Genomic DNA, 20,053 nt, shown 5'->3' with positions numbered 1-20,053 from the left:
GATTAACCTGGGTCTACACGAAACGACGGTGCGTTTACGTGGCGCGTTCTTCAACGTGCCGTGGCGAAGAGGATGTTCAAGGACTGGTACCAGCTTCTGCTCTTCGTTCCTGCCTGCCTCACGACTTCACCCCTCTCCCCTCCGGGGAGAGGGCAGGGTGAGGGGCCGGGCGGAGCGGAAGGTTCGTCATGCCTCACCCGCAAAGACCTAAAAATCTGCAAAGCCTTACAGATCAGGTTGAGGAGAGTTCCACTGCCGCGCTCCGCCCGACGCCTCACCCCGACCCTCTCCCCGGAGGGGAGAGGGAGAAGTGCGGTGGTGGAGCATGCAGGAACGAAAAGCAAAAGCCGCCTCAGTCGCTGAACGTCCTCTTCGCCACGGCACGTTGAAGTGCGCGTCACGTAAACGCACTTTCGCTTCGTATAGACCCAGGTTAATCAAGTTACCGCAGCCGCCCACCGCTCCTTCTAGTCGCGTCGCGAGCCGTTGCTCTTAGGCCATTTCTTTTGGGTTACTTTTTCTTTGGGCCAGCAAAGAAAAAGTGACTCGGGCGCCGGCAGGCGTCCGAAATGCCCGCTGCATAAGCGGCCCATTCGCGATAACGCGAAAACCAAGCGACACCGCAAAAAGGACCCCGGCCTACGCCGGAATGACGAGCAAGGCGCCCCACGCCAGAGTGACGAAAGGCAGTCGCGCCCAGCGACACCTAATGAAAATCCCGGGACCGCGCGTCCAACGCCCCTAAAAGTGGACTCAAGTCCACCAACTTCTTCGCGATCAGATGGCAGACGCCATCCACCGTCTCCCAGTGCCCCTCCACGCCGAGCAGGCGCGCCTCCAGATACGCTCGATGCTGCCGCTCGGCGACCTGTCGCCACACCACCACATTCACCGGACCATGCTCATCCTCGAGCGTAATAAAGGTCACCCCACTAGCCGTCTGCGGCTGCTGCCGCTGAGTGACCAACCCGGCGATACGGGCCGGCATCTTGTGCTGCAGTCCGGTGAGCTGCTTCGAATCCAGGAAGCGCTGCGCGCGCAACCGCGTCCGCAGCAGGCGCAGCGGGTGGGGGCCGAGGCTGAGCCCCGTGTGGGCGTAATCGGCCAGCAGGTTCTCCGCTGCCGTCGGTGGCGGCAAGGCAACCGCTTCCTCGGCGGGGCTGCTGCGCCCGAACAGCGGGAGCTGTGCTTCCACGCCGCTGACGGCCCACTTCGCGCGATGGCGGTGGCCGGCAAGTCCGCGCAAGGCGCCGGCATCGGCGAACAGGTCCTGGTGGCGGCGGTCCAGGCTGGCGCGGGTGCACAGGTCGACGATGTCGGCGAACGGTGACTGCGCGCGCGATTGCTCGACGCGCCGCGCCATGGCTTCAGAGCAGCCGCGCACCTGGCGCAGGCCCAGGCGCAGGGCGAAGCCGCCCTGGCTGCGCGGGTCGCGTTCCAGCGTGCAGTCCCAGTCGCTGTAGCGCAGATCGACTGGCAGCACGGCCACCTTGTGGTGTTTTACGTCCTGCACGATCTGGCTGGCGCTGTAGAAGCCCATGGGTTGTGCGTTGAGCAGGGCGCAGGCGAACGCGGCGGGGTAATGGCATTTCAGCCAGGCGCTGGCGTAGGCGAGCTTGGCGAAGCCGGCGGCGTGGCTTTCGGGGAAGCCGTAGCTGCCGAAGCCTTTGATCTGTTCGAAGATCTGCGCGGCGAAGGTTTCGCTGTAGCCGTTCTTGGCCATGCCTGCGAAAAGCCGGTCGCGATGCTTTTCCATGCCGCCGTGGCGTTTCCATGCGGCCATGGCGCGGCGCAGTTCGTCCGCCTGGGGGCCGCTGTAGCCGGCGGCCACCATGGCGATGCGCATCACCTGTTCCTGGAACAGCGGTACGCCCAGCGTGCGTTCGAGTACTTCCTGCAGCGCGTCCGAAGGATAGGAGACCTTTTCTTCGCCACGCCGCCGGCGCAGATACGGATGCACCATGTCGCCCTGGATCGGGCCGGGCCGGACGATCGCTACCTGGATCACCAGGTCGTAGTAATTCTTCGGTTTCAGCCGCGGCAGCATCGACATCTGCGCACGGCTTTCGATCTGGAACACGCCGATGGTGTCGGCCTTCTGCACCATGGTGTAGGTCGGTTCGTCATCGATCGGGATCGACGCCAGCGTGTGCGACACCCCCTCATGCTGCTTCATCAGATCGAAGCACTTACGCACGCACGTCAGCATACCCAGCGCCAGGCAATCCACCTTGAGCAGGTTCATCCGGTCCAGATCGTCCTTGTCCCACTGGATGATCGTGCGGTCCTGCATCGCCGCGTTTTCCACCGGCACCAGCTCCGACAGCGGCGCATCGGAGATCACGAAGCCGCCCACGTGCTGCGAGAGATGCCGCGGAAAGCCGCGTAGTTCCTCGGTCAACAAAATCACCCGTTCCAGCAGCGGACTGTCCGGATCCAGCCCCGCCTCCTGCAGGTGCTCGCGCAGCGAGCCGCCGTTGCGCCACGCAAACACATCGCTCAGCGACGCCACCTGGTCGGTCGACAAGCCCAGCGCCTTGCCCACGTCGCGCGCCGCGCTGCGGCCGCGATAGCTGATCACCGTGGCGGCCAGCGCGGTGCGCTCGCGGCCGTACTTGCGATAGATGTACTGGATTACTTCCTCGCGCCGCTCGTGCTCGAAATCGATATCGATATCCGGCGGTTCGGGGCGGTTGTATTTGTGATCCTTGCGGCTGGCCGACATGAAGCGCTCGGTCAGCAGCTGCGCCTCGTCGGGGCTCACGCTGGTCACGCCCAGCGCATAGCACACCACCGAATTGGCGGCCGAGCCGCGGCCCTGGCACAGGATGTCGATGCTGCGCGCATAACGGACGATATCTTCCACCGTAAGGAAGTAATGCTCGTAGTCCAGTTCGCGGATCAGCGCCAGCTCGATCTCGATCTGCTTGCGGTTCTTCTCGCTGATGCCATCGGGCCAGCGCCGCTGGATGCCCTCCTCGGTGAGCTTGCGCAGCCACGATGCCGCCGTATGCCCCTCCGGCACCAACTCTGCCGGATAGCGGTACTGCAACTGGTCCATGTTGAAGCTGCAGCGCTCCGCAATCCGCACCGTCTCCGCCAGCAGCTGCGCTGGATACATATCCGCCAGCGCATCGCGGGCACGCAGATGCCGCTCTCCATTCTTGAACAGCACCGCTCCGGCCTGCGCCACGGTAAGCCCGTGGCGGATCGCGGTAAGCGTGTCCTGCAGCGCCCGCCGCCCGCGCACATGCATATGCACGTCGCCCGCGGCGACCGCCGGAATGCCGAGCTCACCGGCCAGCGCTTCGAGCCGGTGCAGGCGTGCCGCATCGTCCGGCCCGCGATGCAATTCCACCGCCAGCCACAAACGGCCGGCGAAGCGTTCGGCCAGCCAACGGCCGTCCGCGGCATTCGGCTCGTGGTCCGGCAGCCATAGCGCCAGCGTGCCGGGCAGGCCGTCGGCGAGGTCGGCGCGGGTCAGGTGATAGGTGCCCTTGGCCGAGGCGCGGCGGCCGCGCGTGATCAAACGGCATAGCGAGGCATAGCCTTCGCGCGTTTCGCACAGCAGCACGAAACGTAATTCGTCATTCAATTTGAATTCCGAACCCACGATCAGCGGCAGCTCGCTGGCCAGCGACGCTTCGTACGCACGCACGATGCCGGCCAGCGAACACTCGTCGGTGATCGCCAGCGCGCGATAGCCGCAGGCCTTGGCCCGCTCGAACAGTTCGCCCGCGCTGGACGCTCCGCGCTGGAACGAGAAATTCGACAGGCAGTGCAGTTCCGCGTAGTCCGTCATGCGAACCACCCGTGCAGCATCCACGGCCCGTGTTCGCCGATCGAACAGAACACCCAGGCGCGCTGCCCCTGCGCGGTTTCCACCACGTAGTAATCGCGGCGCAGGCCGCCGCCGTCCCACCAGCCGGTTTCCAGCCGCTCGGGGCCGGCCAGGATGCGCGGCGGCGGGCCGCGCAGCGGGATCGGCGTGTCCAGCAGCCAGGTCGGGCGCGGCAGCGGCGTGGGCGTGCCGATGAATTGCGCCTGCATGTCGGCGGTCTGCGCGCGTTCCGGACGCGGGTCGGTGCTGGCGCGCAGCTTGCCCACGGCCTGGTCGCCCAGGCGCGCGCGCAGGCGTTCGCGCAACTGCTCCGCCGGCAGCGCGTGCAGCGGACGCGTGTCGAACAGATCGCGCCCGGCCGGCACGAACGGCGGCAGCTCGTGCGCCACCAGCCGCATCGCCACCACCGGTTGCGGCAGGGTGATGCGGTCCAGGCGGCCGCGCGCGTGTTCGAACAGCATGGCCGGTTCGCGTTCGGGCGCGAGCAGGCCGATCGAGACGTCGGTGGAACTGCCGTCGCGATGGATCAGCCGCAGCATGAAGCGCTGCACGCCGCCATCGCGTCCGGCCAGATACGCGCCGAGATCGCCGGTCAGCCGGCGCAGCGGAAACACCAGCGCTTCCACGTGCTCGATCTCGTGCGCCCATTCCATCCCCAGGTCCAGCCGGTCCGGCGGGCGATAGAACGGCAGCACTTCCTGCGTAGCGCCGGTGAGGTAATCCAGATGCGCGGTGAGCTCGTCGCCGAAGCGCCGGCGCAGGCCATCGCGCGGCGTGCGCAGCAGCTGGCCCAGCGTGCGCAGGCCCATGCCGGCGAGACTGTCGGCCGCCTGTCCGGGCAGGCGCGCCTTGCCCACCGGCACGGACAGCAGCGCGCTGTGCAGCGCATCCGGCGTGGTCACCGCCAGGCCGTCGTGCATGCCAGCCAGCACGTGAGCGCCGCGCGCGGTGGGCGCAAGTGCGATGTGGTGGCGGAAGCCCAGCTCGGTCAGGTCGTTGCGCAGCTGGCGTTCGAACTTCGGCCAGGGCCCGAACAGGCCCAGGCTCTTGCTGACTTCCAGCACGATCGCGCGCGGCCACAGCGCCACCTCGGCGCTGTAGCGGTAGGCCCAGGCGGCGAGCAGGCGATGCCAGCGTTCGGTGGCCGCGGGGTCGTATTCCACCGCGTCGAAATGCGCCAGCAGCGCCTGCGCCGCGGCGAGCTTCTGTCCGGGGCGCAAGCCCGCCGCGCGCGCGGATGCATTGGCGGCGTAGACGCTGCGCGCCTGCGCGGAGCCGGTGACCAGCACCAGCGGCTCGTCCGACGGCGGGCGGCGGCGCAGTACGCCGTCCAGTGCAAGATGCGGCAGCAGGATGCAGGCCCAGAGCATGGCGTCAGCGCCCGCTTTCGGCGGGGAAGGGAATCGCCATGGCCGGCGGCTGCCCGCCGCGGCATTTGCGGATGCGCAGCTGCCGCACCGGCGCGGTTTCCACTTCCAGCCGCAGTGCCGCCGGCGAAGCCTGCGGTGCGTGGCGGCGGTCGCGGAACAGGAAGCCGAGCGCGCGGCCGTGATCGGCGGCGACCTGCAGGCGGCGCAGCGCGCGGTCGTCCGCCTGCTGCGGCCAGGCCAGCACGGCCGCGCAGCTGCCGGAGCGCAGGCATTGCTCGGCGGCCCACAGCGCGTCGCGTGGCGTATCGGTGCGCACGATGTCCACGCGCGACATCGCCACGCCGCGGTTTTCCCAGCCGGCGACGCAAGGCGCGTAAGGCGGAGCGATCACCGCGATCACGCCATCGGCCTGCGTCAGCCGCGCCAAGGTAGGCAGCACCAGTTGCAGCTCGCCCACGCCGTCGGCGGGCAGCAGGATTTCGCTCAGCGCATGCTCCGGCCAGCCGCCGGCGGGCAGCGCGGCGTCCAGCTCCGCCCAGCCGGTGGGCTGGCTGCCGGGTTCCGCGGCGGGCGCGGCGCGGCCGTGCCAGACCTGGCGACCGGCGAACAGCGCATCGAGGGCGACGACCTGGCCCATCGCCCGCTCAACGCAGCTGGCGCAGGCAGCGGGTGACGACGCCCCATAGTTCCAGCGTTTCGCCTTCCTTGAACACGATGGGCTTGAAGTGCGCGTTTTCCGGCAGCAGGGCGATCTTGCCGTCGACCTGGCCGAGCCGCTTGATCGACAGCTCGCCGTTGACGATGGCCACCACGATGTCGCCCTGGCGTGGCTTGAGCGCGCGGTCCACCAGCACTTCGTCACCGTCGAAGATGCCCGCACCGATCATCGACCAGCCGGACACGCGCACGATGAAGGTGCTCGGTTCGTGCCCCGCGATGATCAGGTGCTGGTTGAGATCGACGACATCCGCGACGTCGTCGTCCGCCGCGCTGGGCAGGCCCGCCGGCACGCGGCTGCTGAAGGCGGTGAGCGCCACCGTGGAAGGCAGCAGGGACAGCGGCCGCGGCGTGTCCAGCGAGCTGCCCTGGCGGTAGGCGTCCAGGTAGGCCAGCACGGTCGGCACCTGGCTTTCGGGAACGCGCAGGCGCTGGGTCGATTCGCTGGAGGGGCGGCCGGCGCCGGGGCGGGAGCCACCGTGGGAGGGAGGAGACATGGCTGCGGCAGCTTGAATAGCGGGTCGGTAATCAAGATAGCACCGGCATCATCTCAGCGCTTGAGATACCTCGGGTTCGGCGATAAGAAATTTCTTCAAGTAAAAAATATTTGACATCAAGTTATCTTTGGCGGACATTGCGGCCACGCCAAGAGGGGACACGCCCATGCTGCCGAGAGAACGCTTTGCCTGGATCTGGACCGCCGCGCTCATCGTGGTCGGCGCCGCCTATTTCATTGCGGTGGGGGTGCAGCAGCAGGCGCACGCCGAACTGAGCTTCCTCACCCGCATCGCCACCCTGGCGGTCGCCCTGGGTTCGCTCGGCGTGATCGCCGGCGGCGAGCGGCTGTACGCCCGCCTGGGTGGCGGCGGCCACCGCTACGAGGCGCCGGACGAGCGCGAGCGCTTCATGGATGCCCGCGCGTCCACCTTCGCCTACTACGTGCTGATGGCCGGGATGCTGGTGGTCGGTTTCGTCATGCCGTTCAAGCACAGCGGCTGGGACATCGTGCACGGCGCCCTGCTGGCCGTGATCGCCGCCGAGGTCGTCCACCACGGCTCGCTGGCCCTCGCCTACCGCCGGGGCTGGCGTGTCTGAGAAGCGCCTGACCAACAACATCCGCACGCTGCGCTTCATGGCCGGCGAGATGACCCAGGCGGATCTGGGGCAGCGCGTCGGTTTGACCCGGCAGACCATTGCCGCGGTGGAGGCGGGGAAGTATTCGCCGACGCTGGAGACGGCGTTTCGGATTGCCGAGGTGTTTGGCAAGCCGTTGGATGACGTGTTCCGGTGGGAAAGCTGACGGGGCAGGGGTGACGAACGGGGCAGGCTTGAGTTCACGCGTCTCGCTACGCTCACTGGAATGCCGCTCAACGCCAGGTTTTGAATCCTTCTCCCTCAGGGAGAAGGTGGCGGCAGCCGGATGAGGGTTCGGGCGGAGTGGGGCGCACCGCTTCGGCCGTACCCTCTCCCCAACTCCTCTCTCCCACGGGGACTACCTTCGGGTCGCCGGAGGGAGAGGGGCTTTAGGTCAGGCTTCGATTATGGAGGGGCGATATGTTTCGTCGTGGCCTGATCGTGTTCGCTCTGATGGCTGCCTCGGTGGCCTCCGCGTCCGACGCCAACGTCGCCGCCCAGGCCCGCACCGCGTTGGAACACGCGGTTCCAGCCACTGACGGCCCCGGTGTGGTGGTGCTGATCGCCAAGGGCGATACGGTGCTGTTCCGCGAAGCGCGCGGACAGGCGCAGATCGAGCTGGGTGTGCCGCTTGCTGCCGACCAGGTGTTCCGCATCGCGTCGATCACCAAGATCTTTACCGCGGCGACGGTGCTGAAACTGGCCGAGCAGGGAAAGCTTTCCCTGGACGACAAGCTGGCCAAATATTTCCCCGGGATTCCTTCCGCCGATCGCATCACCCTGCGCCAATTGCTGAGCCACACGGCCGGCGTTTCCGATGTCGCCAAAAATCCGCAGCCCGGTTTCATGCGGCGCGATATCGATACGGCCACGCAGGTCGCCGAGATCGCCAAGCGCGATCCCGCTTTCGAACCCGGCACGCGCTGGGCGTATTCCAACGCCGGCTACATTCTGCTCGGCGCGGTGATTGAAAAAGTCACGGGGCAACCGTGGCATGAGGCGATGCGTCAGCTCGTGCTGGAGCCGGTGGGGACGGCGCAGATCCGCTACGGCGATGGTGCTGCGCTGATCGCCGGGCGTGTTGCCGGCTACAGCACCGACAATCCTGCGCACCGTGTCGAGAACGCATCCTTCATCAGTTCGAGCATTCCGGCGGCAGCTGGCGGGCTGGTTGCCACGGCTGACGATCTGATGCGCTGGATACGCGCGCTGGCCGGCGGCCGCGTGGTGAGCGAAACCAGCTTCCGTGCGATGACGACACCGGCGCAGCCGGTCGAATCACCGGCGCATCGCTATGGCCTGGGCATGTATCTGTGGCGGGTGCGGGACAGCGAGATGGTCGGCCATACCGGCCAGATCAATGGTTTTGCTTCCGCGCTTGCCTATCTTCCGAAGCAGGACGTCACGGTGGTGGTGCTCGCCAACGACGACAACTTCGACGCGCGCACCATGGCGCGGCGGTTGGCGGCGATCGCGATCGGCAAGCCGTATGTGGATCCGGTAGGTGTTGCGCCGTCGGACGACATGGTCAACGCACTGGTGGGGCAGTACCGCATCGACGGCAAGACGACGGAAACCTTGTCGGTGAAGGACGGGCGGCTATATGCCCAGCGCAGCCAGCACAACCTCGTGCCGCTGCAGATGACGGCGGATGGAAAGCTGTACTTCGTGCCGGACGAGCTGAGTTACTTCGCGCCGGTGCGCGATGCGCATGGGAAGGTAGTTCGGCTGGATTATTTCGATGGCGGCGATAATCCGGCGCAGCCGATGCCGAGCATGGCGGAGGCGGTTGCGCCGACACCGTGATGGGATGAGGAGGCGTGCCACAACCGCATCGAAGAGCAAGTGGCCAATGCCTATGACGGCGGCCCGGTGCACGTGGAGACCGTCAGCCATTACACGCGGATCCCCGACGCCGACGCGGCCAGGGAAACCCACGCGCAATAGGCTTGTGCTACGAAGTCGCGCAGTGGGATAAGGATGGCGGCTCGATGGGCTGGTCGGCTTGCGTATGAACAAGGCTGCGAAAACCTCGCCTCCTGGCACTGCCTGGGAAGTCGGCGCCATCTTTCTTCGCCTGGGGCTGACTTCGTTCGGCGGACCGATCGCCCATCTGGGGTATTTCCGTCGCGAGTTCGTGCAGCGTCGCCGCTGGCTCGATGAGGAACATTTCGCGCAGCTGCTGGCGCTGTGCCAGTTCCTGCCGGGGCCGGCCAGCAGCCAGCTTGGTTTTTCGATCGGCCTGCTGCGCGCCGGTTGGGCGGGTGCGCTGGCGGCGTTCGTTGCATTCACCTTGCCCTCGGCGCTGCTGCTGTTTGCGTTCGCCGAGTTCAGCGGGCAACTGGCGGGGCCGTGGGGGCAGGCCGTGGTCCATGGCTTGAAGCTGGTGGCGGTGGCGGTCGTTGCCCAGGGCTTGCTCGGCATGGCGCGCAGCTTGTGTCCCGACCTGCCGCGGGCCTTGCTGGCGGTGCTGGCCGCTGTACTGATGATCTTCAGCACGCTGCCGGCGATGCAGTTGCTGGTGGTGGCGGGTGGAGCGGCGCTTGGGCCGCTGATCTGCCGGCAGGTGCTTGCCCGGCAGGGCGAGACGTTTGCGTTGGCGTATGGGGCACGCACCGGCTCGGTGCTTCTGTTCGCGTATGGAGCGTTGCTGGTGGCGGCGCTGGTGTTGTCGCCGCTGTTGCCGCCCTTGGGGCAGATGGCCGGCGCTTTTTATCGGACCGGTGCGCTGGTGTTCGGCGGTGGCCACGTGGTGCTGCCACTGCTCAAGCACGCCATCGTCGATCCCGGCTGGGTCAGCCCGGACACCTTCCTTACCGGCTATGGCGCCGCGCAGGCGGTGCCGGGGCCGATGTTCACGCTGTCGTCCTTCCTGGGTAAGCAGATGTATGGCGGGCAGGGCGGTGCGGCCGGCGCGGCCATCGGCGTGCTGTCGATCTTCCTGCCGGGCTTGCTGGCGGTGTCCGGAACGCTGCCGTTCTGGCGGGTTTTGGCGGCGCGCGATCGGGCGGCGCGGATGCTGGCCGGCGTCAATGCGGCCGTGGTCGGCCTGCTCGCGGCGGCGTTCTACGATCCCGTGTGGGTCAGTGCGGTGGGCAATATCGGGGATGTTGCGATTGCCGCGGTGGGTTTCGCCGGCCTGGTGGCGTTGCGCTGGCCCGCGTGGGCCGTGGTGATCTGGTGCGTGGGCGCTTCGCTCGCGCGCCACGCGCTTGCGTGATGCCGAATCGACAGGGAAATCCGTTCCCCTGCACCGCGATTAGTCAATTCAAATGACTTGATCGGTGATGCGCACATGCGCATCGGTGATGTGGAACCCGTACCTGACGATATCGTCCAGGCATTCGCCCGAGTCGATGCCAGGCATCGCGCGCTCGCGCTCCAGTTCCGCCGATTTCAGGGCATTCCAAGGGGCGAATTGCGCGGGCAGGTTGGCGCCCGTGGCGTCCGCCGTTACGCCGAACACGCGACCGGGGCCGCGGAAAACATGGACTAGCATGGTGCTTGCTCCTGGCCTTGGTCATTCAAATTGATTTATCGATGCGCAGGCGAATCGGGCATGGCTACCATGGGGCCGATATCGCGCCGTTCCTGCGGTTGGTGATATTGAATATACACGTGTATATGTAATTTACAAGCGACCACCATGACCACGCGTTCCTACTCCAGCCCCGTCCGTGCCGCCGCCGCCGCCGAAAAGCGCGAGCGCGTGCTGCAGGCCGCCATGCAATTTCTCCGTGAGTCGGACAGCGCCGCCAACTTTTCGCTGGAGATGGTGGCCAAGCTCGCGGGCGTGACGCGCCTGACCGTCTACAACCAGTTCGGCTCGCGCCGCGGGCTGATGGAAGCGGTCTTCGACGAAATCGCACTGCGCGGGCAGATGGGCCGGCTGCGGCATGTGCGGGAACAGGCCGATCCGCGCGAAGGGCTCGACCAGCTGGTGCAGATCTGCTGCGAGTTCTGGAGCAGCGACCCCGCGCTGCGGCATATCTACGACGCCATGGCGCCGGACCAGGAATTCGCCCAGGCCTTGATCGCGCGCAACGAGCGGCGCCGGCTGCTGATCGGAAGCCTGGTCGAAAAAGTGGCCGGCAAAGGCACGCGTGTTCAGCCGCGCCGCGATGCGGTCGATCTGATCTTTGCCCTTACCAGCTTTGCGATGTTCCGGCAGCTGGCGGAGGGCCGTTCGGCGAGCGAGGTCAGCGCATTGATCAAGGCTGCCGCACATGCGGCGCTCGATCGGCTCGCCAAGTGATGACGGTCGCACCGAACGGCACCTACGCCGCACCGGCCAGTGCGCTAAGGTAGGCCGCGGACACCAAGCCAAGGGAGCCCAGGGGCATTTGGATTGGACGTCGCGTTCACCATATCGATGCGCCTTTGGGGGAGTTCGAATGATTCGCAGGTCTGCGGTGGCGATGCTGATCGCCTTGTCTTGTTGCGTGCCAGGGATTCATGCGGAAAAGGCGCTTGCTCCGGTGGAAGCGCGGGTGCCTTTTGCGCCCGAAGGGTTTACCGGGACGGATGGCGCGGTCCATCTGGCTTACGAACTGCATATCACCAATTTCTATGGCGATACGGGTGCGCTGAAACCGAAAGGCCTGCAGGTCTTCGGCGATGACGCGAAGACGCCGTTGCTGGTGCTCGATAAAAACCAGTTGTCCCAATTCGTCCGGCCCGCGCCCGCGGAGCATGCGCCGGTGTCGATTGCTCCCGGCAAGCGCGCAGTCGTCTTCGTATGGATCACGCTGTCTGCCGGCGCGGCTTTACCGCACACGCTGCGCCACCATATCGAATTCGATACCGAGAAAAAGACCGTCACCACGCTCGATGGCGCGACGGTAAAGGTCGACAGCCAGAAGCCGATGACGCTGGGGCCGCCTCTGCGCGGCGGACGCTGGCTGGCGCACGAAGGGCCCGGCAATGCGCATTCGCATCACTGGGGCAGCCTGGTGGCGGTGAATGGCGATCTGACGATTCCGCAGCGTTATGCACTGGATCTGGTTGGCGTCGACGACTCAGGCCATGCAATGCGGCCGGGCGTCAAGGATATGCAGAAGACCACGTATGCGGATTGGATCGGTTATGGCGCGGAAGTGATCGCCGTGACCGATGGCGTGGTGCGCGATACCCGCGACGGCGAGCAGGAACACAAACCGCTGAGCCCGCAGCCCGAGCCTTCGTCGCTGACCGCGGACGGCCTGTTCGGCAATTACGTGGTGCTGGAACTTCAGCCCGGTGTATTCGCCACGTATGCTCATTTGAAGAAGGGCAGCGTCAAGGTCAAGCCAGGCGACCATGTTCATCGAGGGCAGTCGCTCGGGCAGCTCGGCCAGTCCGGGAATTCGGCCGCGCCGCATCTGCATTTTCAGTTGTCGACGGCGGTGACCTTCGAAGGGTCGGAAGGGCTGCCTTACGTATTCGAGAGCTTCGATTATCTCGGGCCGGAATCGGAGGCGCAGTTGTTCGGGCAGGGCGAGGCGTGGAAGGAGTCGACGGTGGGGCAGCGGAAGCTGCAGATGCCGTTGAACGATGTGGTGGTGCGGTTTGCGAATCCGTAGCGCCAGTTAAAGCCCAGCCCGGCAAGGCGACGTCAGGTCATGGATTGAACGAGGGGTGGGAAACATGGCAGTGCTTGAGCGCCTTAAGCGATGGTGGTCCGCACGGCGTCCGCTGCCTATGGATCAGCGGCTCGCCGTGGAAATGGACGAAGAGGGTGTGCGCGTCCATGTGATTGAGCGCATGAGTCCGGATTGGGAGCAGAGCTTTCGCTGGGACGAAGTTGCCAAAGTGTGTTTCAAGGATATGGGGATATACGACTCCGACGTCCTCATTATTCATCTAAGGGATAAGGCGCAACCGGTGGCGATCCTTACGGAAGCGCGCGGCGGAAACGACCTGTTCGGTGCATTGTGCGATAGAGGGCTCTTCCCACCGCATGTCATGCGCGCGGCAATCCGCGAGACCAATGGGGGCATGCATTGCTGGCCCTGATTTGCGTTTGGAGGGAATGAGCGGGGCGCGATACATCATTTGCTCGACTTCAATTCGTGCGGGCGCAAGCTGATCACAAGGACGGGAGGTGGTTCGCTCAAAAGTCTTCGCGCCGAAGATGTCGACGGCGCTAGAAAAGGCCTGGAGTCGCGACTGAACAGCCATGTTTATGAGCTGGCCTTGATGAAGAGGACAGGTCACGATCCGAAGGGCGATACATCCAAGGCGCTATCGGCGATCGCCAAGTACCGGGAGACGTATCGCTGGACCAGCGGCAATCCAGAAGTGGACAAATTAACCACGAATGCTCTGAACGAGGCGATCAGCGGCTCGTCGAAGGATCGCTGACCTCAATGCCATCGGATATGTCTGTAAATTGCACCTCGTGCGCACAACACGAGCGTGCGCCTACAGACAACCGAAAATCCATTTGATAGCGTGGCAGGCGTTGCTCGCGGTGTGTTTTCAAGTCGCGTCGCGAGCAGCCATGGCAGTAATGCTGTGAGAAGCGCGGGTCGCAGGAGTTGGCCCTCCTACGACCCGCTGACCATCACCAACTAACGAGGAGTTGATCATGGCTATGCCAGATCATACGGTACTTGCACGCTCGCCGATCCCCAGGGCGACACACCCACCGGCCATCCGGGCTGTCCGACGACCACGCGGACGCGGTTGAAGAACCGCGGTTTAAGAATTTTCGTAGGAAAGAATCCGAGCCGTCTTACCCGGCACGTCGCCTTGCGCGACGGCGAAAATCTCTAAAGCCGCAACCCACTTCCTCAATCAAGCCGCCCGGCGCCCCTTCCATGGGCCGCCGGTAAACCCCGAGTCCGTAAGGTCGGCGGCGCGTCGTGCTGTCTGGCGGCGCGCCGTTTTACGCGGCGAGGGCGCGGTGCTTAGCAAGGAGTTACTTATGGATATGTTTGGCGAACCGTGGATCGTGCGTAACGCTGCTTATTATTCCGATCCCGAGGCGGGGCCGGATGCTTTGTTGAACGATGCGACGGAGTGGTTGCAGTACGCGTATCACTCGATTCGGGTTCTGGCGGATTTGGTGCAGGAGAACCGCGATATCGATGCAAAGCGCTTGCCCGTGATGCTGGAGGGGATCGGGGTGTTTATCGATATGGGCGCAAGGTGCGCGGCGCAGGCGCATTTGCGGATGCAGTGGTTGGAGGTCGAACGCGATGCGGCCTGTTCGACAACCGAGGCCGATCCGGACGCCTCATAAACTTACTCGCGACACCCTCTCAACCCCCTCTCCCCGCCGGGGAGAGGGTTAGGGTGAGGGGCCGGGCGGAGCGATGCGCGGAGGGTCGCTACAAGCGGCAAAGCTTTTCTCATCGCCCCGTAGAAGCGTTACCGCGAGCACCCGCCCCTCATCTGCCTGCGACCGAAGGGAGTCCCGTGGGACCGGCATCTTCCTCGCTCCTCAGAGCCGCGCACATCCATGTGCGCTCCCCGCGTGCTCCCCGGCGGGGAGAAGAGTTCCATGACCAGCTGTATTCGATCCGGCATAACGTCCTACTTCACCGATTTGCCATCGATAAAACTATGAATCGCCGAAACCGTGGTCTCCGTAGCCTCCTCCATCAACCAATGCCCCGCACCGGGAACCACCAGCTCGGTGACATTAGTCGCGGCATTACGCATCACTATCGCCTCATTCGACCCAAACGACTTCTCACCGCCCACCGCCAGCACCGGCATGGTGAGCTTGGTTGCCATCGCGGCCTTGTTGTCCTCGGCATCCTTGCGAATGGCGCGGAACTGCAGGAAGGCGTCGTGCATGGCGCCAGGTCTGGCATAAAGCTCGGCGTAATGCTGCCGCGTAGCCTCGTCGATCTTCGACGGCGTGCCGGCGAATTCATTCCAGAACCGGTCCAGGTAAATACGCTCGCGGCCGGCCACGAGGCGCTCCATGTCCGGGCCGCCAAAATCGAAATGCCACAGCGCCGGCCAGCGCACGATCTGATCCCACGGCGGAATACCGGGAACGGGGGCATCCATCACCACCAGCCGGTCCGTCTTGTCCGGGTAACGGGCGGCATAGGCATACGCCACCATGGTGCCGATGTCGTGGCCCACGACGGCGGCGTGGTCGATACCCAGCTTGGTCAGCACGCCACGCACATCGGCGGCCTGCGATCGTTTGTCATAACCCTCTTCGGGATGCGACGACAAACCCATGCCGCGCAGATCCGGCACCACGACCGTGTGGTTGCGCATCAGGTCCGTCGCCAGCGGCGCCCACATATCGCCGGTGTCGCCAAAGCCATGCAGCAGCACGACGGCGGGGCCTTTGCCGCCGACGCGCACATGGATGGTGGCGCCCTTGGTCTCGATATCCTGCACGCGAAACGACGAGGGGAACGGTTGAACGCCGGCGGCAGCTGGAACGCTCGATGCGGCCAGCAGGCACGCGATCAGGAAGCGGCGAATCATGGCTAGACTCCCAAGGCAGTGAATGACTGATGGATGGTTCCCCGGCACTGGACGGTGCGGCTTGCCTGCCTCGTCCAGCGGCTAGTTCAGGGTGGGGGCTGTCACGTACATGTGATCGCTGGCGCCACCGTCCCGCCCTCGGCCGCAGATCGCTGCGCCGTGGCTCGGGTAGTGTGGCAGGTAGTGTTCGTGACCGCCCTTAGGGATAGGTTGCGCCGGGCCGGACCCGGTGACGTGCCACTGGCACGACGGACTCGTTCGATCATGTCGAACGAGTCCCCTGGCCTCAGGCGGAACCGGCCACGCTAGCTGGTGACTTCCAGCATGTGTAGCGCCGGCGGATCGAGCCTAGCCTACGAAGCTTGCCGTTCCGCGGATCCGCTATGAAGACATGGAGTCGGTGGTGCCTTGCGCTGGCCGGAATGCTTTGCGTCATGCCTTTGCTGGCGCAATCGGCGTCCTTCCAGTTTCTTGAGAAGCCGGGCGCGTATCCGGTGGGATTGAAAGTGGTCGAGCAATACGACCGCTCGCGCAACTTTCCTGCTTTATCCGATGCCTCGGGCAAGCTGCCTGCGAAGGGCGGCCCCAGGCCGTTGCAAACGCTGATCTGGTACCCGTCGCGCGCTGGCGCCGGCAAGCCCATGACCGTCGGCGACTATGCCCGGCTGGCGGATACGGAGCTTCATTTCGGTGCCCCCGATGAGAAGGGGAACAAATGGCGCATGCAGCTGAAGGCGTCCTTTGATATCCCGCTATGGGCTGTGCGCGACGCCCAGCCAGCGAAAGGGCGTTACCCGGTGCTGATCTATGCACCCAGCGACTCGTCCATCGCCTGGGAAAATGCCGATCTATGCGAATACCTGGCCAGCCATGGCTATATCGTGATCGCCAGTCCGTCGATGGGTGTTTCGACACGCGATATGACAGACGATCTCGACGGCATTCATGCTCAGGCTCGCGATATCTCGTTTCTGATCTCGTACGCCAGCACGCTGCCGAATGCGGATGCCGCACATGTCGTTGTGGTGAGCTGGAGCTGGGGCGGCATTTCGAGCCTGTTTGCCGCGGCGAGGGATCCCCGTATCGGCGCTTTGCTGGAAATGGACGGCAGCATGCGCTACTTCCCGGGGCTGGTGAAAAAGGCCGGGGACGTTCATCCGGAAAAGCTGGGCATCCCGCTGCTGTTCTTCACTTCCGAGTATCCGAACTATTTTGAGGATATGGACGGCTATGACGGCCCACCGGGCGACTTGGTGGGGCCGAGCGTACTTAACGCCTGGAAGCATGGCGATCTGTACACCGTGAATATGGTCGGCATGGCGCACGGCGAGTTCAGCTCGATGTTCCAGCGGCGCAAGAGCGCGGAGTGTTTTGCGGAAGACCAGATCGCCGATTACGGCAGGGATGACGCCAATCAGGGCTATGCATGGGTAGCTCGCTATAGCCTCAGCTTTCTCGATGCCGTTACGAAGCACGATGCGATGGCAGGTGCTTTTCTTAAAAGAACGCCGGCGGAAAACGGAGTACCGAAGCACTTCATGGCGATTCGATTTCGGGCCGCGCAGCAGCCAGCCGCCATCCCGGCGGAGGAGAAAACCAGCCCATAGTGCCGGGATCGTTCCGGCTAGACTCTGGATTCACGGCGTCGGCTAAGCCAATGCCTGCCCGGTACAGATAGCCAGGGTACTCATATCAAGTCGTTGCCGAGCCTTATCGGGATACGGTGACCTGACTTTCCGGTTGGATTACCCCGTTCATTTCGATGGAGGATTGCTTAGATGGCTCTATCTCTCACCAAGCCGCTGATTGCCTTGTCGCTGGTTTCGAATGCCCTGCTGATGGTCTTGCTGCTTACTGGATTTGCGTCGCAGCGGGCGACCAAGTTCGACGAAATCACCGTCCACCGCATCAATGTCGTCGAACCCGACGGCACCTTGCGCATGGTCATTTCGAACAAGAAAGACCTTCCCGGCGTGATCATCAAGGGCAAGGAGCAGCCGCCGAGCGATCGGCCGCAGGCCGGCATGATTTTCTATAACGATGAGGGTACGGAGAACGGCGGCCTGATCTTCGGTGGGCATAAGGACGCCAGCGGCAACGTGGTCGATTCCGGCGGGAGCTTGTCCTTCGATAAATACGGTGCGAACCAGATCGTCCAGCTCGCGGGTGTCGACGACAAGACGGACAAGTTCGCCGGCCTGGCGGTCAGTGACGATCATCGGCGTGTCTGGGTTGGCCGCACGGAGGAGGGGGATTCGATGCTTTCCCTCATGGATGCCACGGGGCATAAGCGCATTGTTCTGCGCGTCGCGCCGGATGGGCATTCGAGCATGGAGTTTCTGGATGCCGAAGGGAAAGTCGTTAAAAGCATGAGTCCGGACAGCATGTAAGCGCAGGACTGTGAGTGCGGACTGACCGGTCTGAGGGAGTGCGTGATGCTTGGTGTCATCGGTATAGGTGCGGTCGCTGCCGCAATCGTGGCGGGTTTGAGCGAGGACAAGGATCCGCCGCGGATTCTGCTTTCGCCTCGCAATGCGGGTGTGGCGGCGAAGCTGGCGGCGGCGTATCCGAACGTTCGCGTGGCGGGCAGCAATCAAGAGGTGGTCGACGGGGCTGGCGTCGTCCTTTTATGCGTGCGTCCTGCCGATGCACGGCAGGTGATGGCGGAGCTCACTTTCGGGGATCAGAGCCTGATCAGTGTGATGGCTGGTATTCCGATCCGTGGCCTGCAGCAGCTGGCGCCTTCGGTGAAGAACATAGCGCGAGCTATTCCGCTGCCGTCCGTAGCAAACCGGCGCGGTATCACGCCTTTGTATCCGGCCATCGAACCTGCGCGTAGCTTGTTTGGCCGGCTCGGCCGCGTGATCGACGTGGCAGATGAAACGGCTTTCGATCATTTCTCGGCCGCGACGGCCACGCTTGCCGCGCATTTCCTCTATTTGAAAGAGATAAGTAGCTGGCTTGAGGCCAAGGGCATCGCGCCATCGGAAGCGCAGAACTACGTCGCGGCGATGTTTGGCGAGCTTGCGACGTCCCTGCAGGGCCATGACACGGATTTCAGCGAGCTACTGCGAGAGCATGCGACGCCGGGCGGGATCAACGAGCTGTTCTGCCGGGTGGTGGGTGAGGAGGGTGTCTGGACGGCGGTCGATCTTGGTTTGGGCCGGGTCCGGCAGGCGCTCCACGATCGGCAAAGCCATTGGTAGGGCGGGTGACACATGATCGATAAGAAGCTTCAGCCAGTGGAATGGGCCGCCTTCATGTACGAACTTGAGGATGCGTTGGAGCATCTAGGGAACATGATCAAGGAAATCGAGCAGACGCCCGACTATGACGAAGCTAGCTTTCGAGTAGATCTCGGGCATGTTTACGCGCATCTCAACCGGGCTTGGCGGCGAAGCGCGAAGGATCTTCCCGACAGTGAGCGGGAGTGGGCTTCCCAGTTCCCGGATGATCTGACTCCTATGGGTTGATGTTGGCTATCGGTGCAAGGTCGATAAATTCCTATCTTTGATCTCGCGGTAGTTTGTTGAACAGGAGAAACCGGCATCCAGCGGACCGCGGCCATCCGCACCCATATCGAAGACGTGCTGCTGGAGTTTCCCCGGGGTTCCTGAAAGCTCGGCGTCAGCTACCAGCGCTCAAGTGGCAGCGAGAAAGCGGGCGCCCTGAGATTTTTATCTGACGTGTCGAATTCCGGCTTGCTCGTTCGTCGGCTTCCTGAAAGCAGCCCATCGGGCTGACTGGAACACACCCATGGCCAGGAGGAGTCCCATGCAACGAGCGAAGCACGTCGTCAAAGTCATGAGCATTGCGCTGCTTGCGTTATCCGCTGCATCGCAACAGGCGTTGTCGCAGGATGCGAAGAAGCCCGATGCGGCGGCGCCGTATCCGAAGATGGCCCCGATCGATCAATACCTGATGGCGAATCGGGACGCTGAGATAGCCCTGGCGCGCAGTGCGGCGCCGGCGTCGATTTCCGGCGACGCCACGGTCCTGGTATTGGGCCGCAAAGGCTACGAGACGGCGGTCGAAGGCAAGAACGGGTTTGTCTGCGTGGTGGCCAGAGGCTGGCTGGGGCCGTTCGATTGGCCCGAGTTCTGGAGCCCGAAAATACGCGCCGCCGATTGCCTGAATCCCCAGGCCGCGCGTTCGATCGTGCCGATCTTCCAGCTGCGCGCCAAGCTGGCGATGGCGGGTCGCTCCAAGGAGGACATGCTGTCGGCGGTCAAAGCTGCGTACCAGAGCAAACAGCTGCCGGCCCTGGAAGGCGGCGCGATGGATTACATGATGTCCAAATCGTCGTATCTGACCGACGAAGGGGACCATAACATGCCCCATCTGATGTTCGACACCTTGGTAAAGGATGGCAAGGATTGGGGCTCGGGTGCCGATGGCTCGCCGGTCATGTCCAGCCCGTATTGGTACTTCGCTCCGGACCAGACCAATATGAAAGGGCTGCCGCCTATCCTGGTGTTTCTGGTCGGAACCGGAACCTGGTCCGACGGGACGCCGGTACAGATGCATCACTGATGCCGGGCATCAGCAGGCC

At 64.3% G+C, this 20,053-nt stretch carries 20 protein-coding genes; 14 read left to right on the top strand and 6 right to left on the bottom strand.

Translation table 11 applies throughout. From position 1 onward, the window contains the following. Positions 1-706 precede the first annotated feature (706 nt). From KK141_RS02485 to umuD, 4 genes are read right to left on the bottom strand one after another with little or no spacing between them, the layout of a single operon-like run. Positions 707-3,802, bottom strand: coding sequence for an error-prone DNA polymerase (locus KK141_RS02485; RefSeq protein WP_214570798.1), 3,096 nt, complete (start codon positions 3,800-3,802; stop codon positions 707-709). Continuing rightward, positions 3,799-5,211 carry a DNA polymerase Y family protein gene (locus tag KK141_RS02480; RefSeq protein ID WP_214570797.1) on the bottom strand — a complete coding sequence of 471 codons (1,413 nt, stop codon included), beginning with the start codon at positions 5,209-5,211 and terminating at the stop codon, positions 3,799-3,801. The genes KK141_RS02485 and KK141_RS02480 overlap by 4 nt, the downstream gene beginning before the upstream one ends. A gap of 4 nt (positions 5,212-5,215) precedes the next feature. After that, complete coding sequence (imuA, locus tag KK141_RS02475) at positions 5,216-5,848, bottom strand: translesion DNA synthesis-associated protein ImuA (RefSeq protein ID WP_214570796.1); 633 nt, start codon at positions 5,846-5,848, stop codon at positions 5,216-5,218. A 7-nt stretch (positions 5,849-5,855) separates the two neighbouring features. Further along, complete coding sequence (gene umuD, locus KK141_RS02470) at positions 5,856-6,425, bottom strand: translesion error-prone DNA polymerase V autoproteolytic subunit (RefSeq protein WP_250901491.1); 570 nt, start codon at positions 6,423-6,425, stop codon at positions 5,856-5,858. A gap of 166 nt (positions 6,426-6,591) precedes the next feature. On the opposite strand from umuD, the gene KK141_RS02465 reads away from it, so the two are divergent. The 4 genes from KK141_RS02465 (at position 6,592) to chrA (ending at position 10,282) form a co-directional block, all read left to right on the top strand. Then, complete coding sequence (locus tag KK141_RS02465) at positions 6,592-7,023, top strand: hypothetical protein (RefSeq protein ID WP_214570795.1); 432 nt, start codon at positions 6,592-6,594, stop codon at positions 7,021-7,023. Continuing rightward, complete coding sequence (locus KK141_RS02460; protein WP_214570794.1) at positions 7,016-7,228, top strand: helix-turn-helix transcriptional regulator; 213 nt, start codon at positions 7,016-7,018, stop codon at positions 7,226-7,228. The genes KK141_RS02465 and KK141_RS02460 overlap by 8 nt, the downstream gene beginning before the upstream one ends. 254 nt (positions 7,229-7,482) lie before the next feature. Beyond that, positions 7,483-8,868: a serine hydrolase domain-containing protein gene (locus KK141_RS02455; protein ID WP_214570793.1), complete on the top strand. Its 1,386-nt coding sequence runs from the start codon at positions 7,483-7,485 to the stop codon at positions 8,866-8,868. A 205-nt stretch (positions 8,869-9,073) separates the two neighbouring features. Beyond that, positions 9,074-10,282, top strand: coding sequence for a chromate efflux transporter (gene chrA, locus KK141_RS02450; protein WP_214570792.1), 1,209 nt, complete (start codon positions 9,074-9,076; stop codon positions 10,280-10,282). A 48-nt stretch (positions 10,283-10,330) separates the two neighbouring features. Here the strand turns inward: chrA and KK141_RS02445 are convergent, their stop codons facing one another. Then, positions 10,331-10,561 (bottom strand): hypothetical protein, encoded by a 231-nt coding sequence (locus tag KK141_RS02445; RefSeq protein ID WP_214570791.1) that lies wholly within the window; start codon positions 10,559-10,561, stop codon positions 10,331-10,333. A 210-nt stretch (positions 10,562-10,771) separates the two neighbouring features. Here KK141_RS02445 and KK141_RS02440 point away from each other — a divergent pair, with 210 nt between their 5' ends. From KK141_RS02440 to KK141_RS02420, 5 genes are all read left to right on the top strand, one after another. Then, complete coding sequence (locus tag KK141_RS02440; RefSeq protein ID WP_214570790.1) at positions 10,772-11,317, top strand: TetR/AcrR family transcriptional regulator; 546 nt, start codon at positions 10,772-10,774, stop codon at positions 11,315-11,317. Positions 11,318-11,456: 139 nt separating this feature from the next. Then, positions 11,457-12,623, top strand: a complete 1,167-nt coding sequence (locus KK141_RS02435; RefSeq protein WP_214570789.1) for a M23 family metallopeptidase — start codon at positions 11,457-11,459, stop codon at positions 12,621-12,623. A gap of 118 nt (positions 12,624-12,741) precedes the next feature. Further along, entirely contained in the window at positions 12,742-13,056 is a 315-nt protein-coding gene (locus KK141_RS02430) for a hypothetical protein (RefSeq protein WP_214570788.1), read from the top strand. Between the two features lie 39 nt (positions 13,057-13,095). After that, positions 13,096-13,404, top strand: a complete 309-nt coding sequence (locus KK141_RS02425) for a hypothetical protein (protein WP_214570787.1) — start codon at positions 13,096-13,098, stop codon at positions 13,402-13,404. Positions 13,405-13,969: 565 nt separating this feature from the next. Then, a complete protein-coding gene (locus KK141_RS02420; RefSeq protein ID WP_214570786.1) occupies positions 13,970-14,287 on the top strand; it encodes a hypothetical protein in 318 nt (105 codons plus the stop codon). 293 nt (positions 14,288-14,580) lie between these two features. Here the strand turns inward: KK141_RS02420 and KK141_RS02415 are convergent, their stop codons facing one another. Beyond that, on the bottom strand, positions 14,581-15,501 hold the full coding sequence (locus KK141_RS02415) for an alpha/beta hydrolase (protein WP_214570785.1): 921 nt from the start codon (positions 15,499-15,501) through the stop codon (positions 14,581-14,583). A 434-nt stretch (positions 15,502-15,935) separates the two neighbouring features. Here KK141_RS02415 and KK141_RS02410 point away from each other — a divergent pair, with 434 nt between their 5' ends. The 5 genes from KK141_RS02410 to KK141_RS02390 all read left to right on the top strand — a co-directional run bounded on the left by KK141_RS02410 (position 15,936) and on the right by KK141_RS02390 (position 20,034). Beyond that, entirely contained in the window at positions 15,936-17,108 is a 1,173-nt protein-coding gene (locus KK141_RS02410; RefSeq protein WP_214570784.1) for a hypothetical protein, read from the top strand. 171 nt (positions 17,109-17,279) lie between these two features. Further along, a complete protein-coding gene (locus KK141_RS02405; protein ID WP_214570783.1) occupies positions 17,280-17,891 on the top strand; it encodes a hypothetical protein in 612 nt (203 codons plus the stop codon). Positions 17,892-17,936: 45 nt separating this feature from the next. Beyond that, on the top strand, positions 17,937-18,707 hold the full coding sequence (locus KK141_RS02400) for an NAD(P)-binding domain-containing protein (RefSeq protein WP_214570782.1): 771 nt from the start codon (positions 17,937-17,939) through the stop codon (positions 18,705-18,707). Positions 18,708-18,719: 12 nt separating this feature from the next. Beyond that, positions 18,720-18,974, top strand: a complete 255-nt coding sequence (locus KK141_RS02395) for a hypothetical protein (RefSeq protein ID WP_214570781.1) — start codon at positions 18,720-18,722, stop codon at positions 18,972-18,974. A 301-nt stretch (positions 18,975-19,275) separates the two neighbouring features. Next, positions 19,276-20,034, top strand: coding sequence for a hypothetical protein (locus tag KK141_RS02390; RefSeq protein WP_250901490.1), 759 nt, complete (start codon positions 19,276-19,278; stop codon positions 20,032-20,034). Positions 20,035-20,053 lie beyond the last annotated feature (19 nt).

Source organism: Dyella sp. LX-66, assembly GCF_018599165.1.
GTDB classification, from domain to species: Bacteria; Pseudomonadota; Gammaproteobacteria; order Xanthomonadales; family Rhodanobacteraceae; genus Dyella_D; species Dyella_D marensis.
This window is presented reverse-complemented; position numbering and strand designations above follow the sequence as displayed.